The organism is Pseudoduganella sp. jia 12, from assembly GCF_055502675.1.
Genome location: NZ_JBUXKP010000002.1, coordinates 588,757 through 607,488 on the forward strand (window position 1 = coordinate 588,757; position 18,732 = coordinate 607,488).

The 18,732-nt window shown below is 65.5% G+C and carries 15 protein-coding genes; 8 read left to right on the forward strand and 7 right to left on the reverse strand.

All coding sequences use genetic code 11. The annotated features are described in order from the left end of the window. Positions 1-215: 215 nt before the first annotated feature. On the forward strand, positions 216-3,551 hold the full coding sequence (locus ACY65G_RS05465; protein ID WP_464996342.1) for a discoidin domain-containing protein: 3,336 nt from the start codon (positions 216-218) through the stop codon (positions 3,549-3,551). Here the strand turns inward: ACY65G_RS05465 and ACY65G_RS05470 are convergent, their stop codons facing one another. Continuing rightward, the gene (locus tag ACY65G_RS05470) at positions 3,552-6,293 is read right to left on the reverse strand and encodes a glycoside hydrolase family 3 C-terminal domain-containing protein (protein ID WP_464996343.1); all 2,742 of its coding nucleotides are present in this window, start codon (positions 6,291-6,293) and stop codon (positions 3,552-3,554) included. It lies immediately after the preceding gene. A gap of 125 nt (positions 6,294-6,418) precedes the next feature. Next, the gene (locus tag ACY65G_RS05475; protein WP_464996344.1) at positions 6,419-6,781 is read right to left on the reverse strand and encodes a DUF4406 domain-containing protein; all 363 of its coding nucleotides are present in this window, start codon (positions 6,779-6,781) and stop codon (positions 6,419-6,421) included. A 308-nt stretch (positions 6,782-7,089) separates the two neighbouring features. Here ACY65G_RS05475 and ACY65G_RS05480 point away from each other — a divergent pair, with 308 nt between their 5' ends. Further along, positions 7,090-8,058, forward strand: a complete 969-nt coding sequence (locus ACY65G_RS05480; protein ID WP_464996345.1) for an IS1595 family transposase — start codon at positions 7,090-7,092, stop codon at positions 8,056-8,058. Positions 8,059-8,142: 84 nt separating this feature from the next. On the opposite strand, the gene ACY65G_RS05485 is transcribed toward ACY65G_RS05480, so the two are convergent. From ACY65G_RS05485 to xseA, 5 genes are all read right to left on the reverse strand, one after another. Next, positions 8,143-9,168: an SDR family oxidoreductase gene (locus ACY65G_RS05485; RefSeq protein ID WP_464996346.1), complete on the reverse strand. Its 1,026-nt coding sequence runs from the start codon at positions 9,166-9,168 to the stop codon at positions 8,143-8,145. Between the two features lie 132 nt (positions 9,169-9,300). Further along, the gene (gene mgrA, locus ACY65G_RS05490; RefSeq protein WP_464996347.1) at positions 9,301-10,344 is read right to left on the reverse strand and encodes an L-glyceraldehyde 3-phosphate reductase; all 1,044 of its coding nucleotides are present in this window, start codon (positions 10,342-10,344) and stop codon (positions 9,301-9,303) included. Between the two features lie 68 nt (positions 10,345-10,412). Beyond that, positions 10,413-10,991, reverse strand: a complete 579-nt coding sequence (sodB, locus tag ACY65G_RS05495) for a superoxide dismutase [Fe] (RefSeq protein ID WP_464996348.1) — start codon at positions 10,989-10,991, stop codon at positions 10,413-10,415. Positions 10,992-11,123: 132 nt separating this feature from the next. Continuing rightward, positions 11,124-12,149 (reverse strand): LacI family DNA-binding transcriptional regulator, encoded by a 1,026-nt coding sequence (locus ACY65G_RS05500; protein WP_464996349.1) that lies wholly within the window; start codon positions 12,147-12,149, stop codon positions 11,124-11,126. A 67-nt stretch (positions 12,150-12,216) separates the two neighbouring features. After that, a complete protein-coding gene (xseA, locus tag ACY65G_RS05505) occupies positions 12,217-13,575 on the reverse strand; it encodes an exodeoxyribonuclease VII large subunit (protein ID WP_464996350.1) in 1,359 nt (452 codons plus the stop codon). 996 nt (positions 13,576-14,571) lie between these two features. Between xseA and ACY65G_RS05510 the strand changes: the two genes are divergently transcribed. The 6 genes from ACY65G_RS05510 to adk all read left to right on the forward strand — a co-directional run bounded on the left by ACY65G_RS05510 (position 14,572) and on the right by adk (position 18,517). Continuing rightward, positions 14,572-15,177, forward strand: a complete 606-nt coding sequence (locus ACY65G_RS05510) for a MotA/TolQ/ExbB proton channel family protein (protein ID WP_464996351.1) — start codon at positions 14,572-14,574, stop codon at positions 15,175-15,177. Positions 15,178-15,256: 79 nt separating this feature from the next. Beyond that, the gene (locus ACY65G_RS05515; protein ID WP_464996352.1) at positions 15,257-15,679 is read left to right on the forward strand and encodes an ExbD/TolR family protein; all 423 of its coding nucleotides are present in this window, start codon (positions 15,257-15,259) and stop codon (positions 15,677-15,679) included. A gap of 88 nt (positions 15,680-15,767) precedes the next feature. Further along, a complete protein-coding gene (gene lpxK / locus ACY65G_RS05520) occupies positions 15,768-16,793 on the forward strand; it encodes a tetraacyldisaccharide 4'-kinase (protein WP_464996353.1) in 1,026 nt (341 codons plus the stop codon). After that, positions 16,774-16,950 carry a Trm112 family protein gene (locus ACY65G_RS05525; RefSeq protein ID WP_464996354.1) on the forward strand — a complete coding sequence of 59 codons (177 nt, stop codon included), beginning with the start codon at positions 16,774-16,776 and terminating at the stop codon, positions 16,948-16,950. The genes lpxK and ACY65G_RS05525 overlap by 20 nt, the downstream gene beginning before the upstream one ends. 37 nt (positions 16,951-16,987) lie before the next feature. Next, positions 16,988-17,737 (forward strand): 3-deoxy-manno-octulosonate cytidylyltransferase, encoded by a 750-nt coding sequence (kdsB, locus tag ACY65G_RS05530; protein ID WP_464996355.1) that lies wholly within the window; start codon positions 16,988-16,990, stop codon positions 17,735-17,737. A gap of 123 nt (positions 17,738-17,860) precedes the next feature. Beyond that, a complete protein-coding gene (gene adk / locus ACY65G_RS05535) occupies positions 17,861-18,517 on the forward strand; it encodes an adenylate kinase (RefSeq protein WP_464996356.1) in 657 nt (218 codons plus the stop codon). The last annotated feature ends 215 nt before the right edge of the window (positions 18,518-18,732 follow it).

The window sequence follows — 18,732 nt, forward strand, 5'->3', positions numbered from 1 at the left end:
ACAGAATGTGTCATAAAGTATTTTATATGTAACGTTTTGTGCGCATAAGCAACATCAATACTCATCATGGCGATGACGCTATGCCAGCATTCCGCCAGGGCCCGCATGTCCCGCGGCGGCGCCTTGCTCATCTTGTTGACTGCTTGTCATCCGAACGGCCGTCGCGCCCCGGCCGCGGGCGATAATGCGCGGTCCTGTTACCCGCCCTGCCGCCGATGACACATTCTTCCTCGCCGATCTCCCGCCACGCCGTTCCCCTCGCCGTTTCCTTCACCATCGCGGCGATCGCCGCGACAGCGCCGGCGCATGCCACCGAAGTGCGCGACCTTGCAGGTACCTGGCGCTTTGCCCTCGACCGCAACGACGAGGGTGTCGCCGCGCGCTGGCACGGCCGCGCGCTGGGCGAAAGGATCGCGCTGCCCGGCATCCTGAACGCGCAGGGCTTCGGCGACGAGATCTCCACGAAGACGCCCTGGGTGCTGTCGCTGTACGACAAGGACTGGCACCAGCGCGAGGACTACAAGGCCTATACGCAGCCGGGCAACGTGAAGGTGCCGTTCCTGTCGCAGCCGCCGCGCCATTACCTGGGCGCGGCCTGGTACCAGCGCGACATCGACGTGCCGGCCGCATGGCGCGGCAAGCGCGTGGTGCTGCACATGGAACGCCCGCGCTGGGGCTCCACGCTGTGGCTGGACGACCGCGAGATCGGCAGCAACCGCAGCCTGGTCGCCGAACACGCCTACGACCTGGGCCTGCTGGCGCCCGGGCGGCACCGGATCACGGTGCGCGTGGACAACCGCATGCTGATGAACTACCGGCCCGATTCGCACAGCGTGTCCGATTCGCTCGGCATGAGCTGGAATGGCATCGTCGGCAAGGTGGAATTGCGCGCCACGTCGCCGGTATGGATCGACGATGCCCAGGTCTTCCCGAACGTGGCCGACCGCACCGCGCGCGTCCGGCTGAAGATCGGCAATGCCGGCGGCACCGCCGGCAGCGGCACCGTGCGCGCCAATGGCCAGCGCATCGGCGTCACCTGGTCCGCACAGGGCGGCGAGGCCGAGTTCACCGTGCGCTATCCGCGCAATGCCGCGCTGTGGGACGAGTGGAACCCCACGCTGCACACCCTCGGGCTGGAGCTCGAGGGCCCGCAGGCGGCCGACCGGCGCGACGTGAAATTCGGCTTCGTGGAAATCAGGGCCGCCGGCACGCAGATGCTCGTCAACGGCCGCCCCACCTTCATGCGCGGCACGCACCACGGCGGCGACTTCCCGCTGACCGGCTATCCGCCGACCGACGTGGCCTACTGGAAGAAGATTTTCAGCATCAACAAGGCATGGGGCATCAACCACGTGCGCTTCCACTCGTTCAACCCGCCGGAAGCGGCATTCCAGGCCGCCGACGAAGTGGGCATCTACCTGCAGCCCGAACCGGGCATGTGGAACGCCGTATCGCCCGGCACGCCGATGGAGACGATGCTGTACGAGGAAACCGAGCGGATGATCCGCGCCTACGGCAACCACCCGTCGTTCCTGCTCTTCAGCCCCAGCAATGAACCGAAGGGCAACTGGAAGGAGGCGTTCGACAAATGGATCGCCCACTACCGCAAGGCCGACCCGCGCCGGCTGTACACGAACGGCACCGGCCATACGGAGCCACGCGTGCCGGACGTGGACAAGGGTACCGACTACCTGGCCATCCAGCGCATCGGACCGAAACCGCTGCGCAACAAGACGGGGTGGTTCGGCCGCGATTATTCGGCCTCCCTGGAGGGCATCGGCGTTCCCGTGCTGTCGCATGAGAACGGCCAGTGGGTGGCTTACCCGGACTACTCGGTGATCGACAAGTTCACCGGCTACCTTAAGCCGGGGAACTACGAGATCTTCCGCGATTCCGCGAAGGCGCACGGCGTGCTGGAAAAGAACCGCGATTTCGCGCTGGCGTCCGGGCGCTGGCAGCTGGCCTGCTACAAGGAAGAAATCGAAGCGATCCTGCGCACGCCGGGCATGAGCGGCTACCAGTTGCTGGACCTGCACGACTACCTGGGCCAGGGCACGGCGCTCGTCGGCCTGCTGGACACGTTCTGGGAATCGAAGGGCTACGCATCCGCCGAGGGTTTCAGGCGTTTCAACGGCGAGACCGTGCCGCTGGCGCGCGTGACCCGACTCGTGCTCACCACCGGCGACACGCTCGACGTGCCGGTGGAGATCGCGCATTACGGCAAGGACGTGCTGCGCGGCGCGCGCCCATGGTGGAAGATCGTCGACGGCGCCGGCAACAGCGTGGCCGGCGGCAGCTTCGCCGCCACCGACCTGCCGGTCGGCCGCAACGCGCAGCTGGGCCGCATCGCCCTGCCCCTGGCCGGCCTGAAGGCGCCGGCGCGCTACCGCCTGGTGGTGGGCCTGGCCGGTACGACGATCGAGAACGACTGGAATTTCTGGCTGTATCCGCAAACGCTGCGGGCCGACGTGCCGGCCGACGTGCTGGTTACCCGCACGTGGCCGGAGGCCGAGGCACGGCTGGCCGCCGGCGGCAAGGTGCTGTACCTGCCGCGCAAGGCGGACCTGGACTGGACGTCGCCGCCGCTGGCGGACGTGCCCGTGTTCTGGAACCGGCTGATGAACCCCGGCTGGAGCCGCATGCTGGGCCTGTGGATCGACAAGGCCCACCCTGCCCTCGCCGGCTTCCCCACGGAAGACCACTACGACTGGCAATGGGGCGAGGTGGCGGCGCAGGCGCGCGGCATGAACCTGGGCAGGCTGCCGCGCGGCTTGCAGCCGATCGTCCAGCCGATCGACGACTGGAACCGCAACTACAAGCTCGGCCTGCTGTTCGAGGCGAAGGTCGGCAACGGCCGGCTGGTCGTCTCCACGGCGGACCTGGACAGCGACCTGGACGGGCGCGTGGTGGCGCGCCAGTTGCGCAAGTCCGTGCTCGACTACATGGCCAGCGCCGCTTTCGCACCCCGCACCGCGATCGAACCAGCGGCCATGCGCGCATCGCTGTTCGACACGCGCGTGATGAAGAAGCTGGGCGCCACCGCCACCGGCTGGCGCGATGCCGACAAGGCGATCGATGGCGATCCGAACACCTATGCGCTGGAAACGGTTCGGGGCGACGCCCCCCGGCCGCAACCGGCGCTGACCATCGCCTTCCCGGCCGCCGTGCCGTTCGACGGCCTGGTGCTGATGCCGCGCCAGAACCACCGCGACCACGAGGGCGACGTGCGCGAATGGCTGGTGCAGGCCAGCGACGATGGCCGGCAATGGCGCGATGTGACGAGGGCCACGCTGGGCTCCACCTTCGATCCGCAAACGATCCGCTTCGGCACCATGACCGCGCGCTGGCTGAAACTGACCGCGCTGTCCGGCTTCGGCGCCGACCGGGCCAGCGCGCTGGCCGACGTGGCCGTGTCGTACACGGGGCCCGCGCTGCCCGACGAGGCCGGCGAATTGCAGTACCAGCGCTCGCGGTCGACGTCGTCCGATGTCGACGAGGCCGGGATGGACGACCGGCGGCCGGCGCGGCCGGGGGCGGCGGGCCGGCGCTGATCACTTCGGCAACGAAACCTCGCCGTCCACCTGCAACGTCGCCTGCCCGACCCTGGCAAACTTCGGCTGCCCGCCGCCGGCATAGACGGTGTACTCCCCGGCCCGTACCGAACGCGCGCCCTTCTCGTCCACCTGCGACTGCGCGCGGGCATCGATGTCCAGCGTCACGGTGCGGCTGGCGCCCGCCTTCACGTGCACGCGGCGGAAGCCGGCCAGCACGGGATTCGAGCGGTCGCCCGGCTTGGCGAGGTACAGCTGCACCACCTCGTCGCTGTCGCGCTTGCCGGTATTGCGCACCGTCACGGTGGCCTGCACCGCCTGCCCCGCCTGGAGGCGCGTGGCGGAGAGCTTCGGCGCCGCGTAGCTGAACGTGGTGTAGCCGAGGCCATGGCCGAACGGGTGCAGCACCGGCCCGTCGAAATAGCGGTAGGTGCGGTTGTGCATGGAGTAATCGGCGAACGGCGGCAGGTCCGCCTCCGAGCGCACGATCGTGTACGGCAGGCGGCCCGCCGGGCTGACGGCGCCGGACAGCACGCGCGCGATCGCGGCGCCGCCGCCCTCGCCCGGGTACCAGGCATGCACGATGGCGTCCGCGTTGGCTTCCACCCACGGGTCGGAGATCGGGCCGCCCGTCAGGTACACCACGACCAGCCGCTTGCCCGTGGCCTTCACGGCTTCGAGCATGCGGCGCTGCGCATCCGGCAGCGCCAGCGTGAGCCGGTCGCCGCCACGGAAGCCGGGATAGTCCACCTTCATTTCCTCGCCTTCCAGGTCCGGCGACAGGCCGACCATGGCCACCGCCACGTCGCTCGCGCGGGCGGCCGCCACGGCATCGGCAACGAGGGCATCCTGCGGCGCCACCCATTCGAGCGCGCTATGCCGGTCGTTTTCCGTGCGCGCGTAGTCGATGCGCACGCGGCGCGGCGTCGTGTCGCCGAACGTGAAGTGGATCTTTTCCATCCGCTGCTGGCAGTTGCCGGCCACGCATTCGGCCGTGTTGCCGGCGCCGATGCCGGCCTTTTCCGGCGAGACCACCAGTTCGTCGTCGATCCATACCCGGATGTTCGGCAGCGGCCGGTCGCGCGGCACGATCATGCGAAACCCCAGCTCGTACTTGCCCGGGCGCGGCGGCACGATGACGCCGGTCCAGCGGATCGCGAACCGTTTCGGCTCGAAGCCCTGCGGCGCGCTGTGCTCGAAGTTGAAGTTGATGACGGGGTCGATGCGCGTCATCTTCGGCGTGCCGGAAAAGTCCAGGTTGTCGAAGTATTCGCCTTTCAAGCCATGCTGGTCGCTGTCCGCCGCCACCTTCAGGTACGTTTCCGGGATCGGCATGCGCTTGCCGTCGATGAGCGGAGCGCCGGCCGCATAGTCCACCCGGTGGGCGCCCAGGGCCTTGCGCAGCGCGTCCACCGGCAGCACCGGATGCGCGATCGTGCCGTTGTAGTTGCCCTCCAGGCTTTGCAGCAGCGCCGCGTTCGGCCCGATGACGGCGATGCGGGCGCCTTTCGCGAGCGGCAGCGTGCCGCCGTCGTTCTTCAGCAGCACGATCGCTTCCTCGGCGGCCTGCTGCGCCAGCGCGCGGTGCCGCGCCGAATTGATGGCGCTGTACGGCACCTTGTCATGCACGCTGCCGTCGAGCAGGCCCATGCGGATGCGCGCGGCCAGCAGGCGCACCAGCGACGTGTCGATCTCGGCTTCCGTGATCATGCCCCTGGCTACCGCGTCCGGCAGGCCCAGGTAGCTCTGGCCGCATACCAGGTCGGTGCCCGCCTTGACCGCGGTGGCCGCCGCATGCGGGATGTCGGGCGACGTCTTGTGGCCGGTGACCAGGTCGCGCACCGAGTCGCAATCGGACACGATGAAGCCCTTGAAGCCCCAGTCGCGGCGCACCAGGCCGTTCTGCAGCGGGTGCGCGCACATGGGAATGCCGTCCACCGCGTTATAGGCGCACATCAGCGAATAGGCCTTGGCATCCACGATCGCATTGCGGAACGCCGGCAGGTACGTGTCTTCCAGGTCGAACGGCGACACGTCGACGTTGAAGCTGTGGCGCTCCGGCTCGGGGCCGGAATGCACGACGAAATGCTTCGGCGTCGCGATGCCCTTGTACAGTGCCGGGTCGGTGCCCTGGATGCCGCGGATGAAGGCCATGCCGAGCTGCCCGGTCAGGTGCGGATCCTCGCCATAGGTTTCCTGCCCCCGGCCCCAGCGCGGATCCCGGTAGATGTTGATGTTGGGCGTCCAGTAATTGACGCCGAAGTAGCGCGCAGTGCCGCCGTCGCGCCGCAGGGCCGCATTGAAGTTGGCGCGGCCTTCCAGCGCGATCGCATCGGCGAGACGCTCCGTCAACGCAGTATTCCAGGTGGCCGCGAGACCGATCGCCTGCGGGAACACGGTCGCGTGCCCGGCCCGTGCCACGCCGTGCAGCACCTCGTTCCACCAGTCGTAGCGCTTCAGCCCCAGGCGCTCGATGGCCGGTGCGCCGCTTTGCATCTGCTCCGCCTTCTCCTTCAGCGTCATGCGCGCCACCATGTCCTGCGCGCGAGCCTCCGGCGACAGCGCGGTATCGCGGAATGCCGCGTCGGCATTGCTGGCGCCATCGGCAGCGGAATTGGCCGCGCCGTTGGCGCCCGTCGCGCCGGCCAGGCAGGCCAGCGCCACGGCCAGCGGGATGGCGGCGAGTAATCGGGGTGGGGTCCGTGTCGAACGTGGCGCGACGCGGCTGTCGGTTGAATGCATGGGTCTCCTGAACGGTCTGGGTGAATTGCCGGTTTCCGGCAATTCTGCAGGCCAGTGGCGACAGCCGCAATGGCGAAATTCGTCAACCGCATGGCGATTTTGCGGGCCGCGCCGCCGCACGGCCGTCAGGCCGCGGGAATGTCGTCGAGGGTGAAATAGACGGACAGGCCCAGCTCGCGCGCCTGCCGGACATCGCCGTCCGCGCCGCGAGACGCCCCGGCGATCCGGTAGACCGCGTCGCACTGGCCGATGACCCGCCGCGCCACGTCGTACAGGAACTCCGCCGGCACGTACTCGGCAACCCGGCCATGTCCGGCATGCTGCGCCAGCGGCAGCGCCAGCCACTCGCCGATCAGGGGCACATGGCCCTTTGCATAGACCTGCCATGCCGCTTGTTCAAGTGCGCGCAGGTTGCGCGCAATGTGCAGCAGGTCGCCTTCGGTGCCGCTGCGGTACGGGCCCGCGATCAGGATGGTCATCGGTTTCATGTCGTGCCTCCAGGCTATCGGAAAAGCATGAGATTACACGTAAACGCGTACTTTTGCACGTTTTTGCACGATTCAACACGGAAAAAATCATGCATAAAACAGATAATGCCTATCAGTATTGGCAATTGGCGTGGATGAGTAGCGGGCGCCATAATGGTTCCCGTCTCCTCCGGTTGTTCGGATAAACGAATCGGAACTTCAGCCCGCTTTCAGCGGGCTTCTTTTTGGCGCTGTCACCCGAGCCTGTGGACTGAACTGAACCATTCGCCGAAATCGCTGTCTCAACAGTACTGACGACGGAGGCGGCGATGCATGACGGACTGTTCACTACCTTGCTGGAAAAGCTGCGCAGGCAAGTCGCTGAATGCTCAAGTGCGCAACTGGCGGCGTTGCGCGCTTTGCTCGGGTCGGCCTCGTCACTGGCGACCTGCCTCGAACTGATCGAACGATTCGGGCGCCCTTGCAGCAGTTGCCCGCATTGCGCGGCGACGCGCATCCATCGTCACGGCTTCTCGTATGGCCTGCAACGCTATCGCTGCCTGGCTTGCGGCCGAACCTTCAATGCCTTGACCGGCACACCGCTCGCGTTCCTGCGCCTGCGTCACAAATGGCTGCCATTCCTGGAGACAGTGCTCGATTCGCGGACGGTGCGCGCCGCCGCCGAAAAAACCGGCATCCATCGCAACACCAGCTTTCGCTGGCGCCATCGCTTCATGGCCGGAGCCAAGCACGATCGCCCGTCGCAGTTGCAAGGGATCGTCGAGGCGGACGAGACTTATCTGCTGGAATCGCAAAAGGGCAGCAGGCACCTGGACAGGCCGGCGCGCAAGCGTGGTGGCAAGGCCAGCCGGCGCGGCATTTCGAGGGAACTCGATTGCATCCTCGTGGCCCGCGACCGTGATGGCAAGACGAGGGATTTCGTTTGCGGCCGTGGCCCGGTCACGGCGCGCCAGCTCGAGCATCACCTGCCGCCGGTACTGGCCGCGGACGTGCTGCTGGTATCGGACAGCGCCGCTGCCTACCGGACATTTGCACGCCGTACCGGCATCCTGCACGAAGCTGTCAACCTGAACGCAGGGGCGCGCACGCGCGGTGCGATTCACCTGCAGCATGTAAATGGGTACCACAGCCGCTTCCATGGCTGGCTGGCGCGTTTCAACGGGGTAGCGAGCAGGTACCTGCCGAACTACCTGGGATGGCGCCACGGCCTTGACGGGCAGCGCTGGCGAACGCCAGCGGATTGCTTGATTGCAGCACTGCAGGGCAGCATTACCTGATAACTCGGCGGAACTTCCACAGGTTTGGGTGACAGCGCCAAAAAAAAAGGCTGCCAAGGCAGCCTTTTACCCGCAAAGCGCCAGTCACTCCTTGCGGCCCTGTTCGCCGGTGCCGGCTGGCCGGGTCAGCATCCACGCGGCCGCCAGAACGCCGCCACCGAGCAGCGCCAGCTTCAGCGGCGAGCGGGTCACGGGGCGGTAGCTCGTGTCGCCAGCCGTTGTCTGGATGCCGAGCCTGGTCTGCAGTTCCTGCGTGGGATCGGACGAATGCAGCGCATCGTTGCGGAACCAGCGCGAAGGCTTCTTCGTGCGCTGCTGGTCCCACATGGCCGACGAGCCCAGCTTGTCGAACAGGCTGGGCAGCGTGAAGCCGCCGATGGCGTTGGCCTTCGCCGCGTTGCCGACGAAGACGTCGCGCCGCGGATGCTGGGCCGCGTCGAGGATCGCCTCGGCCACCATTTCCGGCGGGTAGACCGGCGACGGCAACGTCGGTTCCACATCCATGTAGTTCTTGGCGTGCACCGGGAACAGCGTGTCGATGGCGGCCGGCTTCACGAGCGTGACGGAGATCGGCAGCTTGTCGTGTTCCAGTTCCATCCGCAGCGCATCCGTGTAGCCCTTCACGGCATGCTTCGACGCCGCGTACATGCCTTGCAGCGGCACGGCCACTTCCGACAGTTCGCTGCCCAGGTTGATCAGCGCGCCGCCACTCTGCCGCAGGTGCTTGACCGCCTCCAGCGAGCCGTTGACCACGCCCCAGAAGTTGGTCTGGAACAGGCGGTGGTTGTCTTCCTCGCTCACTTCCTCGGCGCGGCCGAAGATAGAGATGCCGGCATTGTTGACCCACGTATCGATGCGGCCGAAGCGCTTCAGCGCCGCCTGCGCCAGCGCATGCACCTCATCCTTCTTGCCCACGTCGGTGGGCACGGCCAGTGCTTCGGCGCCGCGCTGGCGCAGCTGTTGTTCCAGTTGTTCCAGGGCTTCCTCGCCGCGGGCGGCAAGCACCACCTTGGCGCCGCGCGCGGCCGCCATCCGGGCCGTGGTCAGGCCGATGCCGCTAGTGGCGCCGGTGATGACGATGACCTGGTCCGAGAGTCGTTTCAAACGCATGCTGGGCTCCTTTGTGATTGGTACGATGACAATGGTTGGTGCGCTATCGTACCCGGCGGCATTTTTACAGCGCACACCGTTCCCTCAGTCAACCCGCCGCATGCGGTCGACGCCATCGCGGTTGTCCAATGATCAGGCCGCGCTGCCGGACGATTCGGCCCACAGGTTGATGCCGCCTTCCTGGGCCAGCGCATCGATGGCGCGCAGTTCATCGTCGCTGAACGCGAGTTTGTCCAGCGCGCCGATGTTCTCGCGGACCTGCGCGCTGTTCGACGCCCCGATCAGCGTGGACGTGATGCGCGGATCGCGCAGCACCCAGGCCAGCGCCATTTGCGCCAGCGACTGGCCGCGGGCCCGGGCGATGTCGTTCAGGCCGCGTACCCGCCGCAGGTTGTCCTCGGACAGGTGCGCCGCCTGCAGCGAGCCGCCGCCAGGGCGGTTGATGCGCGCATCCTGCGGAATGCCGTCCAGGTACTTGTCGGTGAGAATGCCCTGCGCCAGCGCCGTAAACGTGATGCAGCCGATGCCCTGGCGGCCCAGCGTGTCGAGCAGGCCTTCGGTTTCGATCCACCGGTTCAGCATGTTGTAGGACGGCTGGTGGATCAGGCAGGGCACTTTCCACTCCGCCAGCAGGCGCTGCGCTTCTGCGGTCTTTTCCGCGGAATAGGACGAAACGCCCACGTACAGCGCCTTGCCCTGCTGGACCGCATGCGCCAGCGCGCCCATGGTTTCCTCGAGCGGCGTGTCCGGGTCGAAACGGTGCGAGTAGAAGATGTCCACGTAGTCCAGGCCCATGCGCCGCAGGCTCTGGTCCAGGCTGGCCAGCACATACTTGCGCGAGCCGCCGCCCTGGCCGTAAGGGCCCGGCCACATGTCCCAGCCCGCCTTCGTCGAGATGATCAGTTCGTCGCGGTAGGGCTGGAAGTCGTCGCGGAAGAGGCGGCCGAAATTGGTTTCGGCGCTGCCGTAGGGCGGACCGTAATTGTTGGCCAGGTCGAAGTGCGTGATGCCGTGGTCGAACGCGGTGCGCAGCATGTCGCGTTGCGTGGCCGTGCTCGTGGTGTCGCCGAAATTGTGCCACAGGCCCAGCGACAGTACCGGCAGTTTCAGGCCGCTGCGGCCGCACGTGCGGTACTGCATCGTTTCATAACGGTGGGGCGATGCCGTGTAGGTCATATGTGTTTCTCCATGAAAAAAAAGCCCGCCAGGCGGCGAGCTTTTCAGCAACCGGGCTATCCGGTCATTCAGGCGAAGTTCTGGTTCACGAATTCCCAGTTGACCAGGTTCCACCACGATTCCACGAACTTCGGACGGGCGTTGCGGTAGTCGATGTAGTACGCGTGTTCCCATACGTCGACCGTCAGCAGCGGCTTGTTCTCGGTGGTCAGCGGGGTCGCGGCGTTGGACGTGTTGACGATGTCCACCGAGCCGTCGGCCTTCTTCACCAGCCAGGTCCAGCCGGAACCGAAGTTGCCGACGGCCGACTTGCTGAACTCTTCCTTGAACTTGTCGAACGAACCCCACTTGGCGTTGATGGCTTCAGCCACGGCACCGGTCGGTGCGCCGCCGGCGTTCGGTGCCATGCAGTGCCAGAAGAACGTGTGGTTCCATACCTGGGCGGAGTTGTTGAAGATGCCGCCGGAGGATTTCTTGATGATTTCTTCCAGGGACAGGTTCTCGAACTCGGTGCCCTTGATCAGGTTGTTCAGGTTCGTGACGTAGGCCTGGTGGTGCTTGCCGTAGTGGTATTCCAGCGTTTCAGCCGAGATATGCGGTTGCAGTGCGTCTTTCGCGTACGGCAGCGGAGGCAGGGTATGTTCCATGTGCATTTCCTTATGAGGGGACTAAAGAATCAACGTTTTCAAAACGCCCATCATTGTAATGCGTTGCCTGCCGCCCTGCCGAAATCCCCCGTAAATAGTGATGCTACGGGAAAGTACATACCGCCTGGATCACTACCTCGGCCGCGTGGTTTCGCGCACCACGAGTTCCACCGGCGGCACCCGCGTGGGTACGCGGTCGCCGCTGATCAGCCGCAGCAGCGCGTTCATCGCCGTGAGGCCGATATCGTACAGCGGCTGGCGCACCGTGGTCAGCGGCGGGGTCGTGAACGCAGAGCCGGGCAGGTCGTCGAAGCCTACCAGCGACACGTCTTCAGGCACGCGCACGCCCTTGCGGTACAGCGCCAGGCGCACGCCATAGGCGCTCTGGTCGTTGGCCGCGAACACGGCGGAAAATTCCTGGCGCGTTTCGAACAGGTGGTTGATCGCGATGAGGCCGCTGTTTTCATGGAAGTTGCCCTCGACGACCAGGGCCGGGTCGACCGGGATGCCGGCGCCTTCGAGCGCCTTGCGGTAGCCGCGCAGGCGGCTCGAGGCGTCGGCGTGGCTCGGCGGGCCGGACACGAAGGCGATGCGCCGGTGACCCAGTTCGATCAGGTGCTGCACGGCCACGTAGGCGCCGTGTTCGTTGTCCATCGTGAAGCCCAGCGCATTCGGCGCATCGAGCGGGCGGCCGGTGACGACGATCGGACGCTGGGTGGCGAAGTGCAGCAGCTCGTCGTCCGGCAGGTTGCCCGACAGGAGGATGATGCCGTCGACCTTGCGCGCGAGCAGCAGCCGGATCCGGTCCGCTTCCTCCAGCGCGCTCCAGTGGCCGGTGACGATCACCGAGGCATAGCCGGTACCTTTCAGGCCATCGTCGACGCCGTGCAGGATTTCGTCGAAAAACGGCGACGAGATATCCTGCACGATGATGCCGATCGTGTGCGTGCGGCCCTTCTTGAGGCCTTGCGCCATCAGGTTCGGCGCGAAGTTGGTGCGTTCGATCGCCTTCATGACGGCTTGCCGCTTGTCGTCGGAGACGCGCGCGGTGCCGTTCAGGATGCGCGAAACGGTCGAGGGCGAGACGCCCGCCTCCCGGGCGACGTCGAGCAGGGTCGAAGGCCCGGCAGCCACTGCTGGCTCGGTTGTTTTATTCAATTGTTATCCCGTGGGGTGTACCGACGGGCAAGATTAACATAGATGAATGGAATGACAGCGACTGCCATTACAGCGCCGGTTGTACCCCCGACACGGTGACATCGGCGCTGCCCTCGGCCAGGCGCACGCTCAGTTTGCGGCGCGGCTGCAGCTGGGCAGGCGAGCGCAGGATGGTCCCCTTGCTGTCGGTGATGATCGCATAGCCCCGTTCCAGCGTGCGTTGCGGGTTCAGCAGTTCGAGCTGCGCGGCCAGCGCGCCCAGTGCCTCGCGCTCGCGCTGCACGCGCGCGCCGATGTTGACGGCGCAGCGGTGCTGCAGGGCGGCCAGGTGGGCGCGCACGGGCCGGGTGTCGGGGCGCCGGGCCGCGAGCCGCCCGGCCAGGCGCTCGAGCCCATGGCGCGCCTGGTTCAGCGGCGTGCGGTTGGCATGCATCATCGCCGTGGACAGTGCCAGCAATTCCAGGCGCTGCTGGCGGATGCGTGCGGTGGGGCTCAGCAGCCGGCGGCCGTGGTGGTCGAGGGTCTGGGAGGCGTCATCCAGCATGCGGCGCATGGCGCGGCGCAGATCGGTCGCGTCCGCGCGCAGGGAAGCCAGCCAGTCGCCGCGCGGCGTGGCGGCCAGCTCGGCGGCGGCGGTGGGCGTGGCCGCGCGCAGGTCGGCGGCGAAATCGGCGATCGTGAAATCGGTCTCGTGGCCCACGCCGGAAATCACCGGCATGCCGCACTCGGCGATCGCATACGCCACCGCTTCCTCGTTGAAGCACCACAGGTCCTCGATGCTGCCGCCGCCCCGGCAGACGAGCAGCACGTCGCACTCGGCGCGCGCGGAGGCGGTGCGGATCGCCTGCGCGATCTGCCCGGCCGCCTGCTGGCCCTGCACCAGCGTGGGGTACAGCACGACGCGCACGTGCGGCGCGCGGCGGCGCAGCGCGATCAGCACGTCGCGCAATGCCGCCGCCTGCGGGCTGGTGACGATGCCGATCGTGCGGGCGAACAGGGGAATGGCGCGCTTGCGCTCCTCGTCGAACAGGCCGGCGGCGGACAGTCTTTCCTTCAGCCGCATGAAGGCCTCGAACAGCGCGCCGACGCCGGCGCGCCGGATCGCTTCCACGTTGATCTGGTAATCGCCGCGCGGCCCGTACAGCGTGACGAGGGCGCGTACCTCGACCTTGTCGCCTTCGCGCGGCACGAAGCCCGCATACTGGGCGCGGCCGCGGAACATCACGGCGCGTACCTGGGCAGCATCGTCCTTGAGCGTGAAATACCAGTGGCCGGACGCGGCGCGCGTGAAGTTGGAGATTTCCCCAGCGATCCACGTCAGTGGAAAAGAGCGTTCGAGCAGGCGCGATACGGCCTGGTTCAGGGCGCTTACGGTGATCACGGCACTCTGGCCGGGGGCGGAATCGGGGCGGTCGAAGGTCGTCATCGGAAAGACTGTCCACAGAGTCATCAAGCGGTCATGCTTATGTCATATCTCGCCTAAAACAGCAAGGTGTTTTTCCAAGCTACTGATTTATAAAGATAAAACCGCTTGCCGCATTCGTGGGCAGCGTAAGAATATTCTTACAAATCAAGGACTTCACTGATGGGCGACATTCTTACGCACAAAGATATCCACAGAAATTGTGGGGAACATTGCGCACCATGGCATCGGTTGCCGTAAATTTCCGCAAAACAATTTTTTTCATCAAAATCAGGTACTTGGACCGTATTGTTCGGGCTTCCCCACAATTTTATCCACAGAACTTGTGCAGAAGCCGTAGGCAGCGCAGCTGCACGACGATGTCATGAAGCGCCGGCACAGCTTGCCTGTTTTTTGAGCGACAATGGTTTTCCCTTATAAATCAATAGTGTTCATCGTGCTTGCGCGCCTTGCGCACAATATTGTCCACAGATTTTGTGCAGAAAGGGGAAAACGCACTGCGGCGACAGGCAGCGCCACCATTGCACGCTGTTTGCGCATTAATTGGGCAGGCCTGTTTTTGTCTTATGAATCATCGACTTATGGCGATACGAGGCGCATTGCCAACAATCTTATCAACAGTTACTGTGCAGAAGGGTCGTCGCGTTCGCGACCCCTTTCAACACGGCTGCAAGTTTTTTGCGCAGGGGATAAAAGTTCAATCGAATCAGAGGCTTGCATGGTCAGCGTCGGCTTTGCCAACAATATTGTCCACAGAAACTGTTGAGAAAGGCACGGGGTATGGCTGGCCGCTGTCTGCACAAAAAATATGCACCGGTAAAAATCCCTTTGTATTCAAACGGTTGCGGTGCTGAACTGACATTGCTCACAATCTTCTCCACAGAATCTGTGCAGAACGCGTACCCCTGGAAGATACGCCCTTCCGCACTTGCCGCCGTCACGGCAACACGCTACATTGCGCGTCTGCGTTAATGTCTGTGCCAATACAAGGAGTAAGTTTTGCTCGCCATCTTTCAAGCCGCCGGCTGGCCGATCTGGCTGCTGCTGATCGCTTCCATCGTCGCCACCGCACTCATCATCGAACGCCTGATGACGCTGCGCCGGGCCCGCATCATTCCAGCGAACCTTCTCGATGAAGTGGTGCGTGTCTACCGCAGCGGCAGCATCACGCCGGACATCACCGGCAAGCTGGAAACCAGTTCGCCGCTCGGCGTGGTGCTGTCTGCCGCGCTGCGCAACGTGAACGCGCCGCGCGAGGTGATGAAGGAATCGATCGAAGAAGCAGGTAATGGCGTGGCCCACACGCTCGAGCGCTTCCTGACGACGCTGGGCACGATCGCCACGCTGGCGCCCCTGATGGGCCTGTTCGGCACGGTGGTCGGCATGATCGAGATCTTCGGCTCGCAGAATCCGGCCGGCGCCAATCCGGCACAGCTTGCCCACGGGATTTCCGTGGCGCTCTACAACACCGGTTTCGGCCTGGCGATCGCCATGCCCACGCTGGTGTTCTACCGCCACTTCCGCGCGCTGGTGGACAGCTACGTGATCCAGATGGAGCAGCAGGCCGTGCGCTTCGTCGACATCGTCCACGAATCACGTAAATGAGCGCGCAGATGAGCACGCAGATGAGCACGCAAACGAGCGCGCCAACGAGCGCGCAGACGAGCGCACGGGAGAACGTGGCATGAATTTTCGCAAGGACCGGCGCCGCGAAGACCCGGAAATCAACCTGATTCCGTTCATCGACGTGCTGCTGGTGATCCTGATCTTCCTGATGGTGTCGACCACCTACAGCAAGTTCACCGAACTACAGATCACGCTGCCGACGGCCGATGCGCAAAAGGCAAAGGAGCAGCCGGAGCAGATCGACGTGACGGTCGATGCCAAGGGCAACTACACGATCGATGGCGAGCCGGTATCGTTCCGCGACGTGGCCGGGCTGGCCTCGGTGCTGAAGGCCGCGGCCAGCCCGGGCAGCGACCCGGTGGTGGTGGTCAACGCCGACCAGTTCGCGATGCACCAGATGGTGGTCAACGTGATGGAAGCCGCGCGCATCGCCGGTTTCGGCAGGCTGACGTTCGCGGCGCAGACGGGGAGCGGGAAATAGTTACGCTTCGAGTTACGCTTCGAGATACGCTTCGACGTGCGCGTCGACGCCCGCCCCGAACCCCGTTCCACACGCCCGCACGCAGCCGATGAACCTCGAATCGACCCTGACCCGCGCCTGGCTGCGGCGCGGTCCGCTGGCATGCGCGCTGTATCCCGTGTCGCTGCTGTTCCGCGCGCTCACGGGCCTGCGCGGCCTGCTGTACCGCGCCGGGGTGCTGGCATCGGGCCGCCTGCCGGTGCCGGTGGTCGTGGTCGGCAACATCTTCATCGGCGGTACCGGCAAGACCCCGCTGACGATCTGGCTGGTCGAACAGCTCCGGGCGAAGGGCTTGCGGCCGGGCGTGATCTCGCGCGGTTTCGGCAGCAAGGGCGAAGGGCCACGCCCCGTGACCGCGCTGTCGACGCCGGCGCAGGTGGGCGACGAGCCGGTGCTGATCGCCACGCGGGCCGCGTGCCCCGTGTTCGTCTGCCGCGACCGCGCCGCGGCGGGCAGGGCGCTGCTGGCCGCGCACCCGGAAGTGGACGTGATCGTCACCGACGACGGCCTGCAGCACTATGCCCTGCAGCGCGACGTGGAGGTGATGCTGTTCGACGGGCGTGGCGTCGGCAATGGCTGGACGCTGCCGGCCGGACCCCTGCGCGAGCCGGCCTCGCGCCGGCGCGACGTCACTGTCGTCAACGCGCCGGCGCTGACGCCGCGGCTGGCCGCGAGCGTGGGCGGCACGCCGTTCCAGATGATCCTTGCCGGCGCCTGGGCCGAGCGGCTGGCCGACCGGCGCGACCGCGTGCCGCTGTCCGGCATGGCCGGCCGCGGGCGTCTCGCCGCGGCCGCCGGCATCGGCAATCCGCGGCGTTTCTTCGGCATGCTGGCCGATGCCGGCCTGGCGTTCGAGGAGCTGCCGCTGCCCGACCATCACGATTTCCTCGACCGCCCCTTCGCCCGCATCGACGCCGACGCGATCTTGATGACGGAGAAGGATGCAGTAAAATGCGCACAAATCGAAGAACTGAGAAACGATCCGCGGCTGTGGGTCGTTCCGGTCAGCGCGCAACTCGACGTGGCGCTGGTCGAACACATTGTGGAGAAATGCCGTGGACGCACGTTTGCTTGACATCCTGGTCTGCCCCGTTTGCAAGGGCCCGCTGGAATACGATAAGAAAGCCCAGGAAATGATCTGCCGCGGCGACCGCCTGGCCTATCCGGTCCGCGACGGCATCCCGATCATGTGGGCCGACGAAGCCCGCACGCTGCAAGATCATGCCGACTGAATGCGTGCGGACTAACGGACCAGGATAGCGAGAAACCGTGAGCTTTACCGTCATCATTCCCGCGCGGCTGGCCTCGACCCGGCTGCCGAACAAGCCGCTGGCCGACCTGGCCGGCAAGCCGATGATCGTGCGCGTGGCCGAGCGTGCCGCGCTGTCCGGCGCCGGCCGCATCGTCGTGGCCACCGACCATCCTTCGATCCTGCAAGCCTGCGCGGCGCATGGCATCGAAGCGCTGATGACGCGCGCCGACCATCCTTCCGGCACCGACCGCATCGCCGAGGTGGCGCTCGCGCTCGGCCTGCCGCTAGACGCCGTGGTCGTCAACCTGCAGGGCGACGAGCCGCTGATCGACCCGGCGCTGCTGGCCGCCTGCGCCACGCGCATCGGCGCGGACGTGCCGATGGCCACGTGCGCCCATCCGTTGCACGATGTGGCCGATGCCTTCAACCCCAATGTGGTGAAGATGGTGCTGGACAAGGCCGGCCGCGCGCTGTATTTCAGCCGCGCCACCATTCCGTGGGCGCGCGATGCCTTCGCGCAATCGAAGGAGGTACTGCCCGATGGCTACGCGCCGTTGCGCCACATCGGCCTGTACGCCTATCGCAACGATTTCCTGCAGGCTTATCCGCGGCTGGATGTCTCGCCGCTTGAAACCATCGAAGCGCTCGAACAGTTGCGCGTGCTGTGGCACGGCCATCCTATCGCCGTGCACGTTACCGACGCGGCGCCGGCGCCCGGTGTCGACACCCCCGAAGACCTGGAACGGGTCCGCGCTCACTTCGGTTGAGCGTTTGACGTTTTTGCACGGCGAACGGCCTCTCGAAGTGGCGTTCGGCCGGCGTTTTGTGGTAAGTTTCGTCACTAATGACACACTTACCACCAAACTATTAAAATCGTTTTAGGAAATTTCATGCGTCTCATTCTGTTAGGACCACCCGGCGCCGGCAAGGGCACCCAGGCCAACTTCATCAAGGAAAAATACAACATTCCTCAGATTTCGACCGGTGACATGCTGCGGGCGGCCATCAAGGCCGGCAGCGAGATGGGCCTGGCCGCCAAAAAAGTGATGGACGCTGGCCAGCTGGTTTCCGACGATATCATCATCGGCCTGGTGAAGGACCGCCTGAAAGAAGCGGACTGTGCAAATGGCTACCTGTTCGACGGCTTCCCGCGCACGATCGCGCAAGCCGATGCGATGAAGGATGCCGGCGTGAAGATCGACTACGTGCTGGAAATCGACGTGCCCGATGAACAGATCATCGAGCGCATGGATGGCCGCCGCTGCCACCCCGGCTCCGGCCGCGTGTACCACATCAAGTTCAACCCGCCCAAGGTGGAAGGGCAGGACGACATCACCGGCGAACCGCTGGTGCAGCGCGACGACGACAAGGCCGAGACCGTGAAAAAGCGCCTGGACGTGTACCACAACCAGACCGAGGTACTGTTAGGCTATTACAACGAGTGGGCCAAATCGGGCGCCGCCGAAGCCCCGAAATACCGCAAGATCGAAGGTGTCGGAGCCGTCGATCAGATCCGCGACCGCGCGTTCGCCGCGCTGGCGGAATAAGAAAACAACAAACGGACCGCGACGGTCCGTTTTTTTTGCCGGCCCCCTTGGCCGCAGCCGCACAGGCTTCCACGACAGTCTGATTCACATCGTCTTGTCTGCATCGTCTTGTCTGCATCGTTTCGTTGCATGGTTTCGTTACCTTCGTTTCGCTTGCCGCCAATGCGGCGTGATGAAGTCCGATTTGCTCCAATTCGATAACGTTGGTTCACAAA

What these genes read in the sequence shown, in the direction of transcription:
- adk (WP_464996356.1), top strand. Translation starts at nt 17,861, where the DNA reads ATGCGTCTCATTCTGTTAGGACCACCCGGCGCCGGCAAGGGCACCCAG.
- sodB (WP_464996348.1), bottom strand. Translation starts at nt 10,991, where the DNA reads ATGGAACATACCCTGCCTCCGCTGCCGTACGCGAAAGACGCACTGCAA.
- ACY65G_RS05485 (WP_464996346.1), bottom strand. Translation starts at nt 9,168, where the DNA reads ATGCGTTTGAAACGACTCTCGGACCAGGTCATCGTCATCACCGGCGCC.
- lpxK (WP_464996353.1), top strand. Translation starts at nt 15,768, where the DNA reads ATGAACCTCGAATCGACCCTGACCCGCGCCTGGCTGCGGCGCGGTCCG.
- mgrA (WP_464996347.1), bottom strand. Translation starts at nt 10,344, where the DNA reads ATGACCTACACGGCATCGCCCCACCGTTATGAAACGATGCAGTACCGC.
- ACY65G_RS05465 (WP_464996342.1), top strand. Translation starts at nt 216, where the DNA reads ATGACACATTCTTCCTCGCCGATCTCCCGCCACGCCGTTCCCCTCGCC.
- ACY65G_RS05480 (WP_464996345.1), top strand. Translation starts at nt 7,090, where the DNA reads ATGCATGACGGACTGTTCACTACCTTGCTGGAAAAGCTGCGCAGGCAA.
- ACY65G_RS05515 (WP_464996352.1), top strand. Translation starts at nt 15,257, where the DNA reads ATGAATTTTCGCAAGGACCGGCGCCGCGAAGACCCGGAAATCAACCTG.
- ACY65G_RS05470 (WP_464996343.1), bottom strand. Translation starts at nt 6,293, where the DNA reads ATGCATTCAACCGACAGCCGCGTCGCGCCACGTTCGACACGGACCCCA.
- xseA (WP_464996350.1), bottom strand. Translation starts at nt 13,575, where the DNA reads ATGACGACCTTCGACCGCCCCGATTCCGCCCCCGGCCAGAGTGCCGTG.
- ACY65G_RS05475 (WP_464996344.1), bottom strand. Translation starts at nt 6,781, where the DNA reads ATGAAACCGATGACCATCCTGATCGCGGGCCCGTACCGCAGCGGCACC.